The following is a 15,986-nucleotide window of genomic DNA, read 5'->3' on the forward strand; positions in this document are numbered from 1 at the left end:
TGGTCCGCACGCGTGATGAAGGCCCCCTTTCCTGCCGTGAAAGCAAGAAAGGGGGCCTTCGTGCCGAAGGTGGCTCAGTCGGTTTCGGCCAGTGCCTCCGCGAACTGGGCCGCGTACAGCTTCGAGTACGCACCACCGGTGAGCAGCAGCGTTTCGTGGTCGCCCTGCTCGACGATCGAGCCGTTCTCCATCACGAGGATGACGTCCGCGTCCCGGATGGTGGAGAGCCGGTGCGCGATGACGAAACTCGTCCGCCCTTCGCGCAGCGAATTCATCGCCCGCTGGATCAGCACCTCGGTCCGGGTGTCGACCGAACTGGTGGCCTCGTCGAGGATGAGGATCGCGGGCTTCGCCAAGAACGCCCTCGCGACGGTGATCAGCTGTTTCTCACCGGCGCTGACCGTGCCGCCCTCGTCGTCGATCACCGTGTCGTAGCCGTCGGGCAAGGTGCGGACGAACCGGTCGACGTGAGTCGCCTTGGCCGCCGCGACGATCTCCTCGTCCGTGGCGCCCGCGGAACCGTAGGCGATGTTCTCCGCGATCGTGCCGCCGAACAGCCACGCGTCCTGCAGCACCATGCCGGTCTTGGCCCGCAGGTCTTCGCGGTCCATCTCGGCGATGTCCACCCCGTCGAGGGTGATGCGGCCGCCGTCGAGCTCGTAGAACCGCATGAGCAGGTTGACCAGGGTGGTCTTCCCCGCGCCGGTCGGGCCGACGATGGCCACCGTGTGCCCCGGTTCGACGGTGAGCGAAAGGTCTTCGATGAGCGGCGTGTCCTCGGCGTACCGGAACGACACGTGCTCGAATTCGACCTGGCCGCGCACGTCCCGCACCCGGGCGGGCTCGGCGGGTTCGGGCTCCTGCTCGTCCGCGTCGAGCAACGCGAAGACCCGTTCCGCGGACGCGATCCCGGACTGGAGCAGGTTCGCCATGCTGGCGATCTGCGTGACCGGCTGGCTGAACTGCCGCGAGTACTGGATGAACGCCTGGACGTCGCCGAGCGACAGCGTCCCGGAAGCCACCCGCAGCGCGCCGATCACGGCCACCAGCACGTAGCTCAGGTTGCCGATGAACATCATCGCGGGCTGGATGGTGCCCGAGATGAACTGCGCCTTGAAGCTCGCGCCGTACAGCGTGTCGTTGTGCTCGCGGAAGACCTCCTCGGCCTCCTCGCGGCGCCCGAACACCTTGACCAGCGAGTGCCCGGTGTACATCTCCTCGATGTGCGCGTTGAGCCGCCCGGTGGTGGACCACTGCTTGATGAACTGCGGCTGCGCCTTCTTGCCGATCTTGGCCGCGACGATCACCGAAGCCGGCACCGAAAGCAGCGCGACCAGTGCCAGCACCGGCGAGATGACGAGCATCATCACGAGCACGCCGACGACCATCAGCAGCGACGACACGATCTGCGCGAGGGTCTGCTGCAGCGACAGCGCGAGGTTGTCGATGTCGTTGGTCGCCCGGCTCAGCACCTCACCGCGCGGCTGGCGGTCGAAGTAGCTCAGCGGGAGCTTGGCGAACTTCTCCTCGATCCGCTCCCGCAGTTCGAACACCGCCCGCTGGACCAGGTTCGTCGTCAGCCGCGCCTGGAGAAGCGAGAAGAACGACGCGACGATGTAGAGCAGCAGCACCCACATCAGGACCTGGCCGACGGCGTCGATGTCGATGCGCTGGCCCGGAACGAAGTCGATCCCCGAGTACAGGTCGGCGAGGGTGGTGTTGCCTTCCGCCCGCAGCCCCGCGATGACCTGTTCCTTGCTCACCGTCGGCGGCATGTCCTTCGCGACGACGCCCGCGAAGATCAGGTCCGTCGCCATGCCGAGGATCTTCGGCCCGATGACGCTCAGCGTGACGCTGGCGATGCCGAAAAGCAGGACCCCGTACAGCATGGCGCGCTGCGGCTTCAGCAGGCGCAGCAGGCGTTTCAGTGACCCCTTGAAGTCCAGGGCCTTCTCGGCGGATTGTCCGCCCATGAAGGCGGCGGGCCCACGGGCGAAACCGCCTCCGCCGGGTCCGGGGCCCCGTGCCGCGCTCGCGCGCTCACCCGCCGGTTTGGCCGGAGCGCTCGAAGTGGACTCTGTGGATTCGGGCGCGCTCATCAGGCGGCCTCCTGCTCGGTCAGCTGGGACAGCACGATCTCCCGATAGGTTTCGTTGCCGTCCATGAGTTCGGTGTGCGTGCCGTTGCCGACGACGCGGCCTTCGTCGAGCACGACGATCCGGTCGGCGTGGCGGATCGTGCTGACCCGCTGCGCGACGATCACCACGGTCGCCTCGGCGGTCTCGGCCACCAGCGCCCGCCGCAGCGCGGCGTCGGTCGCGTAGTCGAGCGCGGAGAACGAGTCGTCGAAGAGGTAGATCTCGGGGCGCCGCACCAGCATCCGCGCGATCGCGAGCCGCTGGCGCTGACCACCCGAGACGTTGGTCCCGCCCTGGGAGATGGGGGAATCGAGCCCCTCGGGCATCCGCTCGACGAAGTCCTTGCCCTGGGCCACTTCCAGCGCGTGCCAGAGTTCCTCGTCGGTGGCGTCCGCCTTGCCGTAGCGGAGGTTGCTCGCGACCGTCCCGGCGAACAGGTACGGCTTCTGCGGCACCAGCCCGACGGCGTCGGACAGCACGGTCGGATCCAGCTCCCGGACGTCGACGTCGTCGACGCGCACCGAGCCGCCGGTGGCGTCCATCAGCCGGGGGATGAGGTTCAGCAGCGTGGTCTTCCCGCTGCCCGTGCTGCCGATGATCGCGGTGGTCTCACCCGGCCTGGCCAGCAGCGAGATCTCCTGCAGCACCGGCTTCTCCGCGCCGGGGTAGCGGAATTCCACATCGGACAGTTCGAGCCGTCCGTGCACCTCGCCGGGGCTGACCGGGTTCGCCGGGAGGACGACGCTGGTGTGCGTGTCGAGCACCTCGGTGATGCGCTCGGCGCTGACCTCGGCGCGCGGCACCATCATGAACATGAAGGTGGCCATCATGACCGCCATCAGGATCTGCATCAGATACGACAGGAAGGCGGTGAGCGCGCCGATCTGCATGCTGCCGTCGTCGATGCGCAGCCCGCCGAACCAGAGCACGGCGACGCTGGAGGCGTTCATCACGAGCATGACGATGGGGAACATGAGCGCCATGAGCCTGCCGACGATCAGCGAGACGTCCAGCAGTTCGGTGTTCGCCTTGGTGAACCGGCGCCGTTCGTGGGTGTCCTTGACGAAGGCCCGGATGACCCGGATGCCCATGATCTGCTCGCGCAGGATCTGGTTGATCTTGTCGATGCGCTCCTGCATCAGGCGGAACGCCGGCCGCATCTTCGCGATGATGACGCCGACCGCGGCACCGAGGATCGGCACCACGACCACGAGCAGCCAGGAGAGGGTGACGTCCTGGTTCAGCGCCATGATGATGCCGCCGAAGCACATGATCGGCGCGGACACCACCAGGGTGAAGGACATCAACGTCAGCATCTGGACCTGCTGGACGTCGTTGGTGGTGCGGGTGATCAGCGACGGTGTCCCGAAGTGGCCGACCTCGCGGGCGGAGAAGTCCTGGACCCGGTGGAAGATCGCGCCGCGGACGTCGCGGCCGACCGCCATCGCGGTGCGGGCGCCGTAGTAGACGGCGCCGATCGAGCACGCGATCTGGACCAGCGACACGAGCAGCATGACGCCGCCGACGCCGAGGATGTAGTCCATGTCGCCCTTGACCACGCCGTGATCGATGATGTCGGCGTTCAGCGTGGGCAAGTAGAGCCCGGCGAGGGTCTGGACGAACTGCAGCAGCACGATCAGCCACAGTTCTCGCCGGTACGGGCGCAGGTGAATGCGCAACAGCTTCGTCAGCACAACGGTTACTCCCCCAGTGGTGGGTAGGGTGTTACTTCTTCTTCGGTTTCTTCACCGGTTCGGGGCGGGTGAGCGACGGGATTCCCGCCGCGGCCTCGCGCAGAAGGACTCCGAGTGTTTCGAGGAACGGCCGGGCACCCTCGTTGATCAGCCAGCTGAAGAACGCCGTCTTCACCGCGGACTCCACGATCGCCGCCATGAGCCGCGCGTTCAACGCGTTTTCCGCGCCCGCGCCCGCGCGTTCCAGGATGGCGTCCGCCAGTACCTGCTCGACCTTGGCGTGCGCCTTGAGGAACTCGCCCTGCACCGACGGGTGCAGGAGCAGTGATCGCGCCAGCTCGACCGAGCCGCGGTTCGGCTCGCCCAAGCTGCTGTAGGCCTCCAGCGTCGCCGTCCCGACCGCCTCCCACAGCGTCTCTTCGGAAGGCCGCTCGCGCAGCGCCTCCCGCAAGAGTTCCTGCCGTTCGACGATGAACGAGCAGATCGCCTCCTCCTTGCTGGAGAAGTAGTTGTTGAACGTGCGCGGGGAGACGCCGACGGCGTTGGCGATGTCCTCGACGCGGACCTGCTCGACCCCCTTCTCCATGGCGAGCTTGAGCGCGGCCTCGCTCATGGCGCGACGGGCCGCGCGCTTCTTGCGTTCGCGCAGTCCGAGAGGGGCGATGGAGTCCGGTGTCACGACCGACAGAGTAGGCAAAAGTTGCGTGCCCCGCAAATTTATGCGCACTCCGCACTTTTCGGGCATCCCCCGTGGCGCAGGACACGCAAGATGAGCCGAATGGCCTAGCGTGCGCCGCTCACCAGCCGTAACGCTTTGGCGGACACGTCACTGCCAGCGGTTGGGCGGAAACCGACTGTGGACACGGATAGTGACTTCTGCTTGCATGGCCGTCGTTGTGCTGGGGAGTGCGACACGGGTCCGGGTATGCGAAGAGAAAGAAGTGGAAGCACATGGTGACGCGGGCTCGAGGCTTGCTTGACCGCTCACGGGTTCTTCTGGACCGTTCCAGGGTCGCCGCGGCGCAGTTCCTCGCCGCACCGCCCCGGCACGCTCCGTCGGCTCCGCCCGCCGAACAACCGGTGGTGGAGCAGCGGCCTGCCGTGGAAGCGCCGGACGCGGGTGCGCTCGCCGGTGTCTGTTCCAATGTCGCGCTGCGCGACCTCAACCTGCTCGACCAGCTGCTCGCGCAGCTGGAGACGATGGAGGCGGGGGAGGAGAACTCCGACCGTCTCGCCGAGCTCTACCGGCTCGACCACCTGGCGACCCGTTTGCGGCGCAACGCCGAGAACCTGCGCGTGCTCGCCGGCCGCGACGCCGATGACACCGCTGCCGGGATCTCGTCCGTGCTCGACGTGATGCGGGCCGCGATGTCGTCCATCGACCACTACTCGCGGATCACGATCGGCCGCGTGGTTTCGCTCGGCGTAGTCGGTTTCGCCGCCGAAGACGTCAGCCGGATCCTCGCGGAACTGTTCGACAACGCGGCGAACCAGTCGTCGCCCAGTTCGCCGGTCAGCGTCAGCGCGCACCTCACCGAACAGGGGAGTGTGCTGATCCGCATCGAGGACGAGGGCATCGGCATGCCGCCGGACCGCCTCGCGGTACTGAACGAGCGCCTCGCGGCCGGTGCCGTGCTCGACGACGATTCGGTGCGGCACATGGGACTCGCCGTCGTCGGCAGGCTCGCCGACCGGCACGAGATCACCGTGAAGCTCGACCGCCGCACCCCGCACGGCACGGTCGCCACCGTGTTGCTGCCGGTCCCGGTGGTCTCGGAGCTGGCCGAGAAGCAGTGGTCCGGTTCGCAGACCGTGGTGCTGCCGCAGACCAGGATCACCAACGGAGCGCCCGTGGGAACCCCCGTCGCGACGCCGTCCGGGCTGCCGAGGCGCCGCCCCGCCACGACGGAACCCGCACCGGAACCGGAACGCAAGCCCAGCCCGCGTCCGCGCACGGCCTTCCAGCCGCCCGCCGACGGTGGCACCACGGCGAGCGGTCTTCCGCGCCGGGTTTCCCGCAGTATCAGGACTTTGCCCGACGAACCGGCCCCGCCGACCACCCCGTCCGCCGACGCGGCGGACGGGCATGAGGCGCTGCTGGCCGACCTCGATGCCTTCAGCGACGGCGAGCGCGCCGCCCTCGACGACCGGCACGAGCGTGAGACCGGAGGAAACACCCAGTGACCGCCCAGGACGCGACCACGGATTTCACGTGGCTGCTCGACGACTTCGTGCGCAAGGTGCACGGCGCCAGTCACGCGCTGATCATGTCCGTCGACGGTTTCCCTTTGACCGCTTCGGAATCGGTGTCCAGTGACGACGCCGAGCAGCTCGCCGCGATCGCGAGCGGTCTGCTCAGCCTCGCGGGCAACAGCGCCGCGCTGTTCGGCAAGGGCAATTGCGAGCAGATCATCATCCGGCTCACCCGCGGATACTTCCTGTTCATGGGGATCGGGTCGGAGGCCGGGCTCGCGGTGCTCACCGAACCGGACTGCGACATGAAGGTCGTCGCCTACGAGATGACCCAGTTCATCACCAACGCCGGTCACGCCCTCACCCCCGAGGTGCGAGCGGGACTCCGGCAGGTCCTGACCGCCCGACGGCCGCCGGCCTGAGAATCCGGAGAAGGAAGGGATGACCGTGTCCAGCGATCAAGCTCCGGACCGGCCGGTCAAGATGCGCAGCCGCAGAATCCGGCCGTACGCGCTGACCGGCGGCCGCACCAAGAGCAGCCAGCTGCTCCTGGTGGAGACCCTGATCTCGGTTCCGCGCTACGACCCGTCGCTGGCCGAGGCGCTGATGCCCGAATCGCGTTCGCTGTACGAGCGCGCCCGCGAACGCTCGTCGATCGCCGAGCTTTCGGTGGGCCTGGATCTGCCTTTGGGCGTGGTCCGCGTGCTCATCGGCGATCTCGCCACCCAGGGCGCCGTCTTCGTGCACCCGACGGCCCACGCTTACAACCACGATACGAACGTGCTCGAGAGGATCCTCGATGGACTCAAGCGCCTCCCGGTCTGACGCCGATCTTCTCGCCATCTCCGCCAAGATCGTGGTCGCCGGTGGATTCGGCGTGGGCAAGACGACGTTCGTCGGCTCCGTCTCCGAGGTCCCGCCCCTGAGCAACGAGGCCTGGATGACCGAGGCGGGCGCCGGGGTCGACGAGCTGGTGCCGCCCGGGACCAAATCCACGACCACGGTCGCGATGGACTTCGGCCGGATCACCCTGCGCGAAGACCTGCTCCTGTACCTGTTCGGCACCCCCGGTCAGGCTCGCTTCTGGTTCCTCTGGGACGACCTCTCGCGCGGCGCGCTCGGCGCCGTCGTGCTGGTCGACACCAGCCGGATCGACCAGTCGTTCGCCGCGATCAACTACTTCGAGAACGACTCCGAACTGCCGTTCATCGTCGCGGTCAACCAGTTCGAGGGGATGCCGGTGCACGACCTCGAAGAGGTCCGCGACGCGCTGGCGCTGTCCCCGGACATCCCGCTGGTCACCTGCGACGCCCGTGACCCGAAGTCGGCGGTCGCGACGCTCCAGGAACTGGTGTCCCACACGCTGTCCCTCGCGGTGGTCTCCGGACCCGGCCGTGAATTCGCACTCAGCTGAACAGTTCCGGGAGGAATGTCGAGGATGCGCAAGGTTCTGATCGTCGGTGCCGGGCAGTCGGGGTTGCAGCTGGCCTTGAGCCTGCTGAGCCACGACTACGACGTCACGGTGATGTCGGCGCGGACGCCGGACGAGATCCGGTCCGGCAAGGTGATGTCGACCCAGTGCATGTTCCACTCCGCCTTGCAGCACGAGCGGGATCACAAGCTGAACCTGTGGGAGGACGAGACCGTCCGGGTCGAGGGACTCGGCGTGTCCATCGCGGGACCTGATTCCCAGCGGGTGCTGGACTGGTTCGCGCCGCTGGAGCACTACGCGCAGTCGGTGGACCAGCGGGTTAAGATGGCCGCCTGGCTGGAGCTGGTGGAGGACCGCGGCGGCAAGGTCGTCATCCACGGCGTCACCACCTCGGACCTGGCGCCGCTGGCGAAGCTGTACGACCTCGTCGTCATCGCGGCGGGCAAGGGTGAACTGGTCCAGCTGTTCGACCGGATCCCGGAGCGTTCGCCGTACACCCAGCCCCAGCGCGCGCTCTCACTGGCCTACGTGCACGGCATGGAGCCCCGGCCCGAGCACCCGGACAAGGCCGCGGTGCGGTTCAACATCATCCCCGGCGTCGGCGAGCTGTTCATGATCCCCGCCTACACGCTGACCGGGAACTGCGACATCCTGTTCTTCGAGGGCGTTCCCGGCGGCCCGCTCGACTGCTGGGGTGACCGGCCTTCGCCGCAGCAGCATCTCGACCGGATCCTGTCGCTGATGAAGCAGTACCTCCCGTGGGAGTACGAGCGCTCGCGGAACGTCGTCCTGACCGACGAGAAGGCGACGCTGGCCGGCGGGTACACCCCGGTCGTGCGGAACGCTGTCGGCAAGCTGGCGTCGGGGACCGCCGTGCTCGGCATGGCCGACGTCGTGGTGGCCAACGACCCGATCACCGGCCAGGGCTCCAACAACGCGAGCCACTGCGCGGCGTCCTATCTGGACTCCATCCTCGAACGCGGGGACAAGCCGTTCGACGAGGAGTGGATGAACGCCTCGTTCGAGAAGTACTGGGAGTACGCCCAGCACGTGACGAACTGGACCAACGCGATGCTCCAGCCGCCGCCCCCGCACGTGCTCCAGATCATCGGTGCGGCGGGGGAGAAGCCCGCCGTGGCGAAGCGGTTCGCGGACGGGTTCTCCGATCCGACCGATTTCCAGCACTGGTTCTTCGATCCCGCGAAGGCGGAGAAGTACCTGGCCGAAGCCTGATTCGAGGACCGTGGCCGTCCCGCGATCGGGTTCGCGGGACTGTCGCGGTGCGCCGTTTCGGGCTACGGTGGTCACCGTGCGTGAGTACGGCAGGTGACGGCGGCGGAGGTGCGGCGCGATGCGTTCGATGTGGAAGGGCTCGGTGTCCTTCGGGCTGGTGAGCATCCCGATCCAGCTCTACGCGGCCACCGAGAACAAGAACGTCTCGCTGCGCCAGGTGCACGAGGCCGACGGCGGCCGTATCCAGTACAAACGGTTCTGCACGATCGACGGCGAGGAAGTGCCCTACGCCGAGATCGCCAAGGGCTACGAACTGCCCGACGGCGAGATGGTCGTGCTCACCGACGAGGACATGTCCGAGCTGCCGCTGGCGTCGTCGCGGGCGATCGACGTGCTCGAGTTCGTGCCGCTGGAGTCGATCGACCCGATCCACTTCGACAAGACCTACTACCTCGAACCGCAGAAGAACGCCGTCAAACCGTACGTGGTCCTGCGTGACGCGCTGCAGAAGGCGAGTCACGTGGCGATCGCGAAGGTCGCCATCCGGCAGCGCGAGACGCTCGCGATCCTGCGGGTGCACAGCGACGTCCTGATGATGACGACGATGCTGTGGCCCGACGAGGTCCGTGTCCCGGACTTCGGTTTCCTGCACGAGGATCCGCCGCAGGTGCGGCCGCAGGAGCTGACGATGGCCGGTTCGCTGATCGACTCGCTCTCGGAGCCGGTGTTCGAGCACGAGAAGTACACCGATTCCTACCGGGAGGCGCTCGAGGCGATGATCGAGGCCAAGGCGGCGGGGAACGAGACGGCGAAACCGAAGGCGGTCGGCGCGAAGGCCGACGTCGTCGACCTCATGGAGGCCTTGCAGGCCAGCGTGAGCGAAGCGAAGAAGACCCGGAAACCGTCGACGGCCAAGAAGGCCACCGCGGCCAAGAAGCCCGCTTCCGGCAAGCGAACCCCGAAGAGCGCCTGACCGTCCTTTGTGGACCTTTGTGCCCGGTGTCACCCCGCCGGGTCTTGCGACACGCCGCGCGTATGCCAGGATCTGTCGTCCCTCGGTGGTAGTAAGGCAATCGAGGAGAACTTTTCCGAAGCGATCTTCGAACCTGATCGCGGGAGGTGGCATGAGCATGGAGTGCGCGTTCTGCGCCGGTGGACTCGACCACTGTCACGGCACCCTGGTGGTCCACCTCGACGGCGGTTTCACCGAGTGCAGCGAAGACGGCTGCGTCGACCTCGACTTCGCCCGGCACACGCTGACGATCGACTGCTTCGACGTCGACGGAGGATGTTCGTGCGCGGAGTCGGCGGAGCGGCTGCTGCTGCGAGCTTCTTGACCGATAGCCAATACACCAGTCCGGTCCGGATCGGGTGATCGAGACCGATTGCCACTCGAAGGTGTATGCATTCGTGTACATCGTGGCCCGGAATGTGTTAACTATGACGGGGTCCTCCGGCTCTCCCTCCCCCTCGGAGCCGGGGGACCCCTTTCATGTCACGGTGCTTCCTTCGCGGTGTCGTGGATCGAAGCGCCGTCACAGGCGCACACCGCGTCCCAGACCCCGTCGCCGTTCGCGTAGTCGGCCGCGGGAAGGGCGCCCAGCGGTCCGAGGACGTCGTCTCCCGCTCCGGCCGCCGCGGCGGCCCGCAGGAGCTCGTCGCGTCCGCATGGATAGTTCGCCTCGGTCAAGTACGGACGCGGGTCCGTTCCGGCCATCGGCTCTCCCTCCTTCGCCTCGTCCGAACCGGATACCCGGTGGACGGAGGACGAAAACGGACCGGGTCCCCGGCGTGTGGAACGCCGGGGACCCGGTCCGTTTCGATGCTGTATCGGTGCTCAGTACCAGTGGGCGCGACCGCCGATGGCCTTCCCGGTGTTCCCGAGCACGGCCAGGATGATGCCGATGACCGCGAGCGCGATCCCGATCGAGTAAAGGACGGGGATGCTGGCGATGACACCGATGACAATCAGGATGACGCCGAGAATGATCACGGGGGCACCTTCTCCTTCGTAGTCGCCCGGCTTTGGTGCTGCCGGGGTGTGGCTACTCAGGGGATTCCCGCCTCACTCGGGTGGAAAACAGGTCCATCCGGCCGTAGTTTTCACGCATTCGGCCTAGTGAGCCTGTCGGCTCGCGACTCACGTGGCCAGGTCGGTACTTACACGTGAGTGAGCGGACGGCACGTGTGATCAGGTGGACGGCACACGTGATCAGACGGACGACACGTTCGCGACCGAGCCCTGCAACGTGTCGTCCGTCTGATCACACGTGCCGTCCACCCAGTCACGGGTGTCGTCCCACCGATCACTTTCCTGGAGGTGGTGAAGGCCTCCTTCTCTACCCTGAAAGTAGGAAAGGAGGCCTTCACCGACCTGCGAGATCGCGAGGCGGCAGGACCTCAGTACCGGTAGTGGTCCAGCTTGTACGGGCCCTCGACGTCCACGCCGATGTACTCGGCCTGGCGCTTGGTCAGCTTCGTCAGCCGGACGCCCAGCGCGTCGAGGTGCAGACGCGCGACCTTCTCGTCGAGGTGCTTCGGCAGCACGTGGACGTCGGTGGCGTACTCGCCCTGCTTCGTGAACAGCTCGATCTGCGCGATCGTCTGGTTGGTGAAGGAGTTCGACATCACGAAGCTCGGGTGGCCGGTGGCGTTCCCGAGGTTCATCAGCCTGCCTTCGGACAGGACGATGATCGAGTGCGCCTCGCGGTCGGCCGTCGCGGGGAAGACCCACTCGTGCACCTGCGGCTTGACCTCGATCTTCCGGATGCCCGGGATCTTCGCGAGCCCGGCCATGTCGATCTCGTTGTCGAAGTGCCCGACGTTCGCGACGATCGCGTTGTGCTTCATCTTGGCCATCTGGTCGGCCATGATGATGTCGAAGTTGCCGGTGGTGGTGATGAAGATGTCACCACGCTCCACGACGTCGTCGAGTTCCACGACGTCGAGGCCCTCCATCGCCGCCTGGAGCGCGCAGATCGGGTCGATCTCGGTGACGACCACGCGGGCGCCCTGGCCCCGAAGCGATTCCACCGCGCCCTTGCCGACGTCGCCGTAGCCGCAGACGACCGCGACCTTGCCCGCGATCATCACGTCGGTGCCGCGGTTCAGACCGTCGATGAGCGAGTGGCGGATGCCGTACTTGTTGTCGAACTTCGACTTCGTCACCGAGTCGTTCACGTTCATCGCCGGGAAGAGCAGCTCGCCTTCCTTGGCGAGCTTGTAGAGCCGCTTGACGCCGTTGGTGGTCTCCTCGGTGACCCCGCGGACCTCCTTGGCGATGCGGGTGAACCGGCCGGTGTCGCGGCCGAGGCTCTCGCGCAGAGTCTCCAGCACGAGGCCGTACTCCTCGCCGTCCTCCTCGGTCGCCTGCGGCACGGCGCCGGCGGCCTCGAACTCGACGCCCTTGTGGATCAGCAGGGTCGCGTCGCCGCCGTCGTCCAGGACCATGTTCGGGACGAGGCCACCGCCGAAGTCGAAGAGCTGGTCGGTGCACCACCAGTACTCGGCGAGCGTCTCGCCCTTCCACGCGAACACCGACGAGCCCGACGGCTCCTCGACGGTGCCGTTCGGGCCGACGACGACGGCCGCGGCCGCCTCGTCCTGCGTGGAGAAGATGTTGCAGGACACCCAGCGCACTTCGGCGCCCAGCGCGACGAGCGTCTCGATCAGCACGGCGGTCTGGACGGTCATGTGCAGCGACCCCGCGACCCGCGCGCCCTTCAGCGGCTGCGAGTCGGCGTATTCGCGGCGCAGCGCCATCAAGCCGGGCATCTCGACCTCGGCGAGGCGCAGCTGCTTGCGGCCGGCCTCGGCGAGGGAAAGGTCGGCGACGGCGAATTCGATCCCGTTGACCTTGGACAGGGTGGGGCTCACTGGTTCTCCAATCATCAAGGAAGGCAAGGCGGAGCGACCCTTCTCGCCGGTGGCGCGAAGGGTGGTGTCAGTGCGGGGTCGTTCAGCGACCGGCCTCTGCCGGAAAAGGGTTCTGACGCAAGAAAGGCACCTCCGCAGTGGGAGGCGCCCTTACGTCTGTCGCGTCGGGCCGAGCGTGGCGGAAGAATTCCGTCGCAGCGCCTCTCGGCCCGGAACCAGGATGGCAAAGCGTCGCGAGCGCTGTCAAGGCGACGCGGATCGCGCCGCCGTCGAGGGGAATTCGGCCCGGACACCGAGCAGGCGAACCGGTCTGCCCAGGTCGAACAGGTCGAGGACGGCCAGCGCCGCCTTCTCGATCTCGGCCGGATCCGCGGTCGGCGCGGGGAGGGTCACGCTGTGCGTATGGGTCAGGAACGGAGCGAACCGGACCTTGACCGCGACCCGCGCGGCGGGCCTGCCTTCCTCGGCGACGTCCTGGGAAACGCGTTTCGCCAGCACGACGACCTCGGCGGCCATGGCGCCGGGGTCGGTCAGGTTCTGCTGGAAGGTCGTCTCGCGGCTGCGTGATCGTGCCACGTAAGGCGTCGCGGTGACCTCGGCGTCGCCGATCCCGCCGGCGAGGATCCGGTACCACGGGCCGAGTTTCGGGCCGAACCGCGAGGCGAGGTCCGCCGGGTCGGCGCCGGCCAGCTCCAGCACGGTGCGATAGCCGGCTTCGGTGAGCTTCTTCGTGGTCTTGGCGCCGATGCCCCACAGCGCGTCCGTCGGCTTTTCGGCCATGACGTCCCACCAGTTCTCCTGGACGAGACGGAAGATCCCGGCCGGTTTGGCGAAGCCGGTGGCGAGTTTGGCGCGCAGTTTGTTGTCCCCGACGCCGACCGAGCAGGACAGCCCGGTCTCCTCGGCGACCACCCGCCGGATGTCGGCGGCGAGCGCTTCGGGATCGTCGGTGGTGGCGCCCAGGAACGCCTCGTCCCAGCCGAGCACCTCGACCACGACCGGGAATTCCCGCAGCGTCGCCATCACCCGATCGGAGACTTCTTGGTACGCGGGCGCGTCGGTGGCCAGGAAGATCGCTTCAGGGCAGCGTTTCGCGGCGGTTCGCAACGGCATGCCGGACTGGATGCCGAACTCTCGCGCTTCGTAGGACGCCGTGGCCACCACGGCCCGCTCCGTCGGATCCCCGGTGCCGCCGACGACCACGGGCTTGCCCCGCAGCTCAGGCCGCCGGGCGACCTCGACCGCCGCGATGAACTGGTCGAGGTCGACGTGGAGTACCCAGCGTACCCACTCCCGGATGGCCATGAAGCGAGCTTAAGACCGTTCGGCGACCTCGTCGCGCATCCGCTGCTCGTTCTCCTGCAGTTCAGGCGTGAAAGCGTCGCCGAAGTCCTCGGCTTCGAGGATCTTGCGGACTTCGAGAATGGTGTCACCGTTCGGGGGAGTGGGACAGCGCTTCGCCCACTCGATCGCTTCGGCGCGCGAAGGGACGTCGACGATCCAGAAGCCGCCGACGAGTTCCTTGGCCTCGGTGAACGGGCCGTCGGTGACCGTGGCCCCGGCGGCGCTGAGCGTGACGCGCGCGCCCTTCGAGCTCTCCTGCAGACCTTCGCCACCCACGAGGATTCCGGCGTCGAGCATGTCCTGGTTGAACTTCGCCATGGCGGTCAAAGCCTCCATCGGCGGCATCTTCCCGGCTTCGGAATCTTCGTCCGCCTTGATGATGATCATGAACCGCATGCGTCTTCCTCCCAGTGAACCGGACGTATCGCCCGGACTCTACCGGCGCGCGGGAGGACGCTCAGTCCCGCCCGAACCGGGACAGATGCACGATCACCGCCGTCGTCACGGTGATCATCCCGGTCAGCAAGAGGGCCGGACTGTTCAGCACCATGCCCAGCAGCATGAGCAGACCGGCGATGACGTCGAGAGTCAGGACGACCGCCGACCGGAGGAGCGGGGGCCGTGCGGGCTTGCCGGAACGGAGCCTGGCGGCCAGTGCCGGCTCGGTGAGCTCGAACCAGCGCTCGATCTTCTCCAGCTCTTGCCGATCGTGATGGCTCAGCATCGGTTTCTCCTTCGGCGCGCCCCGCCCGTCGACATCCACGGAATACCCAGGCGCGAGGTCGGGTAAGCATCGAATTTCGCGGATTTTCGTATAACGGCCTATACGTCTCGGCGAACGGCACACCCAAGTGGGCCGAATGGTTGCGCCATTAGTGGTTTAGGCACGGGCAAAGATCGTCAAAGAGTGGCGTGATCGGTAGTTTCTGCGCTTGTGGCCACGGCGGCCGCAAGCTGCTTCATCTGGGAGGACGCGAGCGATGACCATACCCACCGAACCGATCGGCAGCATTCCCCGTCCGGCCTATCTCATCGAGGCATTCGGTGAGCACGCGGCCGGGCGGCTCGGCGCCGACGGGCTCGGCGAGGCGCAGGAGAAAGCCCTTGTGGAAACCATCAAGCGGCTGGAGGAGACCGGCTCGCCGGTCATCACCGATGGCGAGCAGGGCAAACCGAGCTTCGCCACCTATCCCTTGGCAGGCCTCACGTCCCTGGCGCCGGACGGCGTCGTCATCCCCTTCGCGGACGGGCACACCCGGCAGCTTCCGAAGCTGACCGCCGGTCCTTTCCGCTACCAGACCTACGCTGACACTTATCTGCGCGAGGCCAAGAAGCACGCGGCCAAACCGGTGAAGCAGGCGGTGATCGCCGCTTCGGCGATCGGGCTCGTCTACCCCGGTGAAGGATTGGCCGGATATGACAAAGAACAGTTCATCGCCGACCTGGTGAATGAAGCGGAAACCGATATCCGCCGCAGTCTCGACGCCGGCGCGGACAGTGTTCAGATCGACTTCACCGAAGGCCGGTTGTCGCTGAAACTCGACCCGTCCGGTGGGCTTCTCCAGTCCTTTGTGGACCTGAACAACGCCGTGCTGGAACGGTTCTCCGAGGAGGAGCGGAAGAAGATCGGCGTGCACACCTGCCCCGGTGGCGACCAGGACTCGGTGCACAGCCTCGACGTCGACTACGCCGGGCTCCTGCCGACGTTGTTCCAGCTGAAGGTGGGCAACGTCTACGTCCAGATGGCCAGCGAGGCGGATCCCGAGCGGGCGCTGCGGGTGATCGCCGAGCACTCCCGCCCGGAGCAGCGGGTCTTCGTCGGCGTGATCGATCCGATCGATCCGCGTGTCGAAACCGCCGAGGAGGTCCGGGACAGGGTCCTGCGGGCGGCTCAGTTCATCCCGCCGGACCGGCTGGGCACGTGTGACGACTGCGGGTTCTCGCCGTTCGCCGACGATGTCTCGACGTCGCGGGAGACCGCGTTCGCCAAGATCGCCGCCCGCGTCGAAGGCACCCGGCTCGCCGCCGAAGCCCTCGGCTGAGTCACGTGAAGGACTCCTTCCCTCGGCTGAGCCG

17 protein-coding genes are annotated in these 15,986 nt (G+C 67.2%); 8 read left to right on the forward strand and 9 right to left on the reverse strand.

Annotated features, from left to right (window positions below; genetic code table 11):
- Positions 1-74: 74 nt before the first annotated feature.
- Genes CFP71_RS35445 through CFP71_RS35455 form a run of 3 tightly spaced genes read right to left on the reverse strand, consistent with a single transcriptional unit; the run spans position 75 to position 4,511 of the window.
- Positions 75-2,099 carry an ABC transporter ATP-binding protein gene (locus tag CFP71_RS35445; RefSeq protein ID WP_093938311.1) on the reverse strand — a complete coding sequence of 675 codons (2,025 nt, stop codon included), beginning with the start codon at positions 2,097-2,099 and terminating at the stop codon, positions 75-77.
- Positions 2,099-3,832, reverse strand: coding sequence for an ABC transporter ATP-binding protein (locus CFP71_RS35450; protein ID WP_093938312.1), 1,734 nt, complete (start codon positions 3,830-3,832; stop codon positions 2,099-2,101). The genes CFP71_RS35445 and CFP71_RS35450 overlap by 1 nt, the downstream gene beginning before the upstream one ends.
- A gap of 31 nt (positions 3,833-3,863) precedes the next feature.
- A complete protein-coding gene (locus CFP71_RS35455) occupies positions 3,864-4,511 on the reverse strand; it encodes a TetR/AcrR family transcriptional regulator (protein WP_341866908.1) in 648 nt (215 codons plus the stop codon).
- A 272-nt stretch (positions 4,512-4,783) separates the two neighbouring features.
- On the opposite strand from CFP71_RS35455, the gene CFP71_RS35460 reads away from it, so the two are divergent.
- The 7 genes from CFP71_RS35460 to CFP71_RS35490 all read left to right on the forward strand — a co-directional run bounded on the left by CFP71_RS35460 (position 4,784) and on the right by CFP71_RS35490 (position 10,027).
- Complete coding sequence (locus tag CFP71_RS35460) at positions 4,784-6,016, forward strand: ATP-binding protein (protein ID WP_093938314.1); 1,233 nt, start codon at positions 4,784-4,786, stop codon at positions 6,014-6,016.
- The gene (locus tag CFP71_RS35465) at positions 6,013-6,447 is read left to right on the forward strand and encodes a roadblock/LC7 domain-containing protein (protein ID WP_020635967.1); all 435 of its coding nucleotides are present in this window, start codon (positions 6,013-6,015) and stop codon (positions 6,445-6,447) included. Before CFP71_RS35460 ends, CFP71_RS35465 begins: the two co-directional genes overlap by 4 nt.
- Before the next feature lie 19 nt (positions 6,448-6,466).
- A complete protein-coding gene (locus CFP71_RS35470) occupies positions 6,467-6,850 on the forward strand; it encodes a DUF742 domain-containing protein (protein WP_039918479.1) in 384 nt (127 codons plus the stop codon).
- Positions 6,825-7,439, forward strand: a complete 615-nt coding sequence (locus CFP71_RS35475) for a GTP-binding protein (protein WP_093938315.1) — start codon at positions 6,825-6,827, stop codon at positions 7,437-7,439. The genes CFP71_RS35470 and CFP71_RS35475 overlap by 26 nt, the downstream gene beginning before the upstream one ends.
- Before the next feature lie 24 nt (positions 7,440-7,463).
- Positions 7,464-8,690 carry a styrene monooxygenase/indole monooxygenase family protein gene (locus CFP71_RS35480; RefSeq protein ID WP_093938316.1) on the forward strand — a complete coding sequence of 409 codons (1,227 nt, stop codon included), beginning with the start codon at positions 7,464-7,466 and terminating at the stop codon, positions 8,688-8,690.
- A 118-nt stretch (positions 8,691-8,808) separates the two neighbouring features.
- Positions 8,809-9,663, forward strand: a complete 855-nt coding sequence (ku, locus tag CFP71_RS35485; protein WP_093938317.1) for a non-homologous end joining protein Ku — start codon at positions 8,809-8,811, stop codon at positions 9,661-9,663.
- A 151-nt stretch (positions 9,664-9,814) separates the two neighbouring features.
- Positions 9,815-10,027, forward strand: coding sequence for a hypothetical protein (locus tag CFP71_RS35490; protein WP_093938318.1), 213 nt, complete (start codon positions 9,815-9,817; stop codon positions 10,025-10,027).
- A 158-nt stretch (positions 10,028-10,185) separates the two neighbouring features.
- Here the strand turns inward: CFP71_RS35490 and CFP71_RS35495 are convergent, their stop codons facing one another.
- From CFP71_RS35495 to CFP71_RS35520, 6 genes are all read right to left on the reverse strand, one after another.
- On the reverse strand, positions 10,186-10,407 hold the full coding sequence (locus tag CFP71_RS35495; protein ID WP_093938319.1) for a DUF2795 domain-containing protein: 222 nt from the start codon (positions 10,405-10,407) through the stop codon (positions 10,186-10,188).
- A gap of 120 nt (positions 10,408-10,527) precedes the next feature.
- The gene (locus tag CFP71_RS44415) at positions 10,528-10,683 is read right to left on the reverse strand and encodes a DUF6131 family protein (RefSeq protein WP_005159014.1); all 156 of its coding nucleotides are present in this window, start codon (positions 10,681-10,683) and stop codon (positions 10,528-10,530) included.
- A 407-nt stretch (positions 10,684-11,090) separates the two neighbouring features.
- Entirely contained in the window at positions 11,091-12,566 is a 1,476-nt protein-coding gene (gene ahcY / locus CFP71_RS35505) for an adenosylhomocysteinase (RefSeq protein ID WP_208636108.1), read from the reverse strand.
- 243 nt (positions 12,567-12,809) lie between these two features.
- On the reverse strand, positions 12,810-13,871 hold the full coding sequence (locus CFP71_RS35510) for a DNA polymerase IV (protein WP_093938321.1): 1,062 nt from the start codon (positions 13,869-13,871) through the stop codon (positions 12,810-12,812).
- A gap of 9 nt (positions 13,872-13,880) precedes the next feature.
- On the reverse strand, positions 13,881-14,306 hold the full coding sequence (locus CFP71_RS35515) for a YciI family protein (RefSeq protein WP_093938322.1): 426 nt from the start codon (positions 14,304-14,306) through the stop codon (positions 13,881-13,883).
- 61 nt (positions 14,307-14,367) lie between these two features.
- Positions 14,368-14,634 (reverse strand): DUF3040 domain-containing protein, encoded by a 267-nt coding sequence (locus CFP71_RS35520; protein WP_093938324.1) that lies wholly within the window; start codon positions 14,632-14,634, stop codon positions 14,368-14,370.
- A gap of 256 nt (positions 14,635-14,890) precedes the next feature.
- On the opposite strand from CFP71_RS35520, the gene CFP71_RS35525 reads away from it, so the two are divergent.
- On the forward strand, positions 14,891-15,952 hold the full coding sequence (locus CFP71_RS35525) for a cobalamin-independent methionine synthase II family protein (protein WP_093938323.1): 1,062 nt from the start codon (positions 14,891-14,893) through the stop codon (positions 15,950-15,952).
- Positions 15,953-15,986: the final 34 nt, after the last annotated feature.

The organism is Amycolatopsis thailandensis (assembly GCF_002234405.1).
Taxonomy (GTDB): Bacteria; Actinomycetota; Actinomycetes; order Mycobacteriales; family Pseudonocardiaceae; genus Amycolatopsis; species Amycolatopsis thailandensis.

Coding starts and splice junctions, on each gene's coding strand:
- CFP71_RS35445 (WP_093938311.1), bottom strand. CDS start 2,099: ATGAGCGCGCCCGAATCCACAGAGTCCACTTCGAGCGCTCCGGCCAAA.
- CFP71_RS35460 (WP_093938314.1), top strand. CDS start 4,784: ATGGTGACGCGGGCTCGAGGCTTGCTTGACCGCTCACGGGTTCTTCTG.
- CFP71_RS35470 (WP_039918479.1), top strand. CDS start 6,467: ATGACCGTGTCCAGCGATCAAGCTCCGGACCGGCCGGTCAAGATGCGC.
- CFP71_RS35475 (WP_093938315.1), top strand. CDS start 6,825: ATGGACTCAAGCGCCTCCCGGTCTGACGCCGATCTTCTCGCCATCTCC.
- CFP71_RS35480 (WP_093938316.1), top strand. CDS start 7,464: ATGCGCAAGGTTCTGATCGTCGGTGCCGGGCAGTCGGGGTTGCAGCTG.
- ku (WP_093938317.1), top strand. CDS start 8,809: ATGCGTTCGATGTGGAAGGGCTCGGTGTCCTTCGGGCTGGTGAGCATC.
- CFP71_RS35490 (WP_093938318.1), top strand. CDS start 9,815: ATGAGCATGGAGTGCGCGTTCTGCGCCGGTGGACTCGACCACTGTCAC.
- CFP71_RS35495 (WP_093938319.1), bottom strand. CDS start 10,407: ATGGCCGGAACGGACCCGCGTCCGTACTTGACCGAGGCGAACTATCCA.
- CFP71_RS35510 (WP_093938321.1), bottom strand. CDS start 13,871: ATGGCCATCCGGGAGTGGGTACGCTGGGTACTCCACGTCGACCTCGAC.
- CFP71_RS35515 (WP_093938322.1), bottom strand. CDS start 14,306: ATGCGGTTCATGATCATCATCAAGGCGGACGAAGATTCCGAAGCCGGG.
- CFP71_RS35520 (WP_093938324.1), bottom strand. CDS start 14,634: ATGCTGAGCCATCACGATCGGCAAGAGCTGGAGAAGATCGAGCGCTGG.
- CFP71_RS35525 (WP_093938323.1), top strand. CDS start 14,891: ATGACCATACCCACCGAACCGATCGGCAGCATTCCCCGTCCGGCCTAT.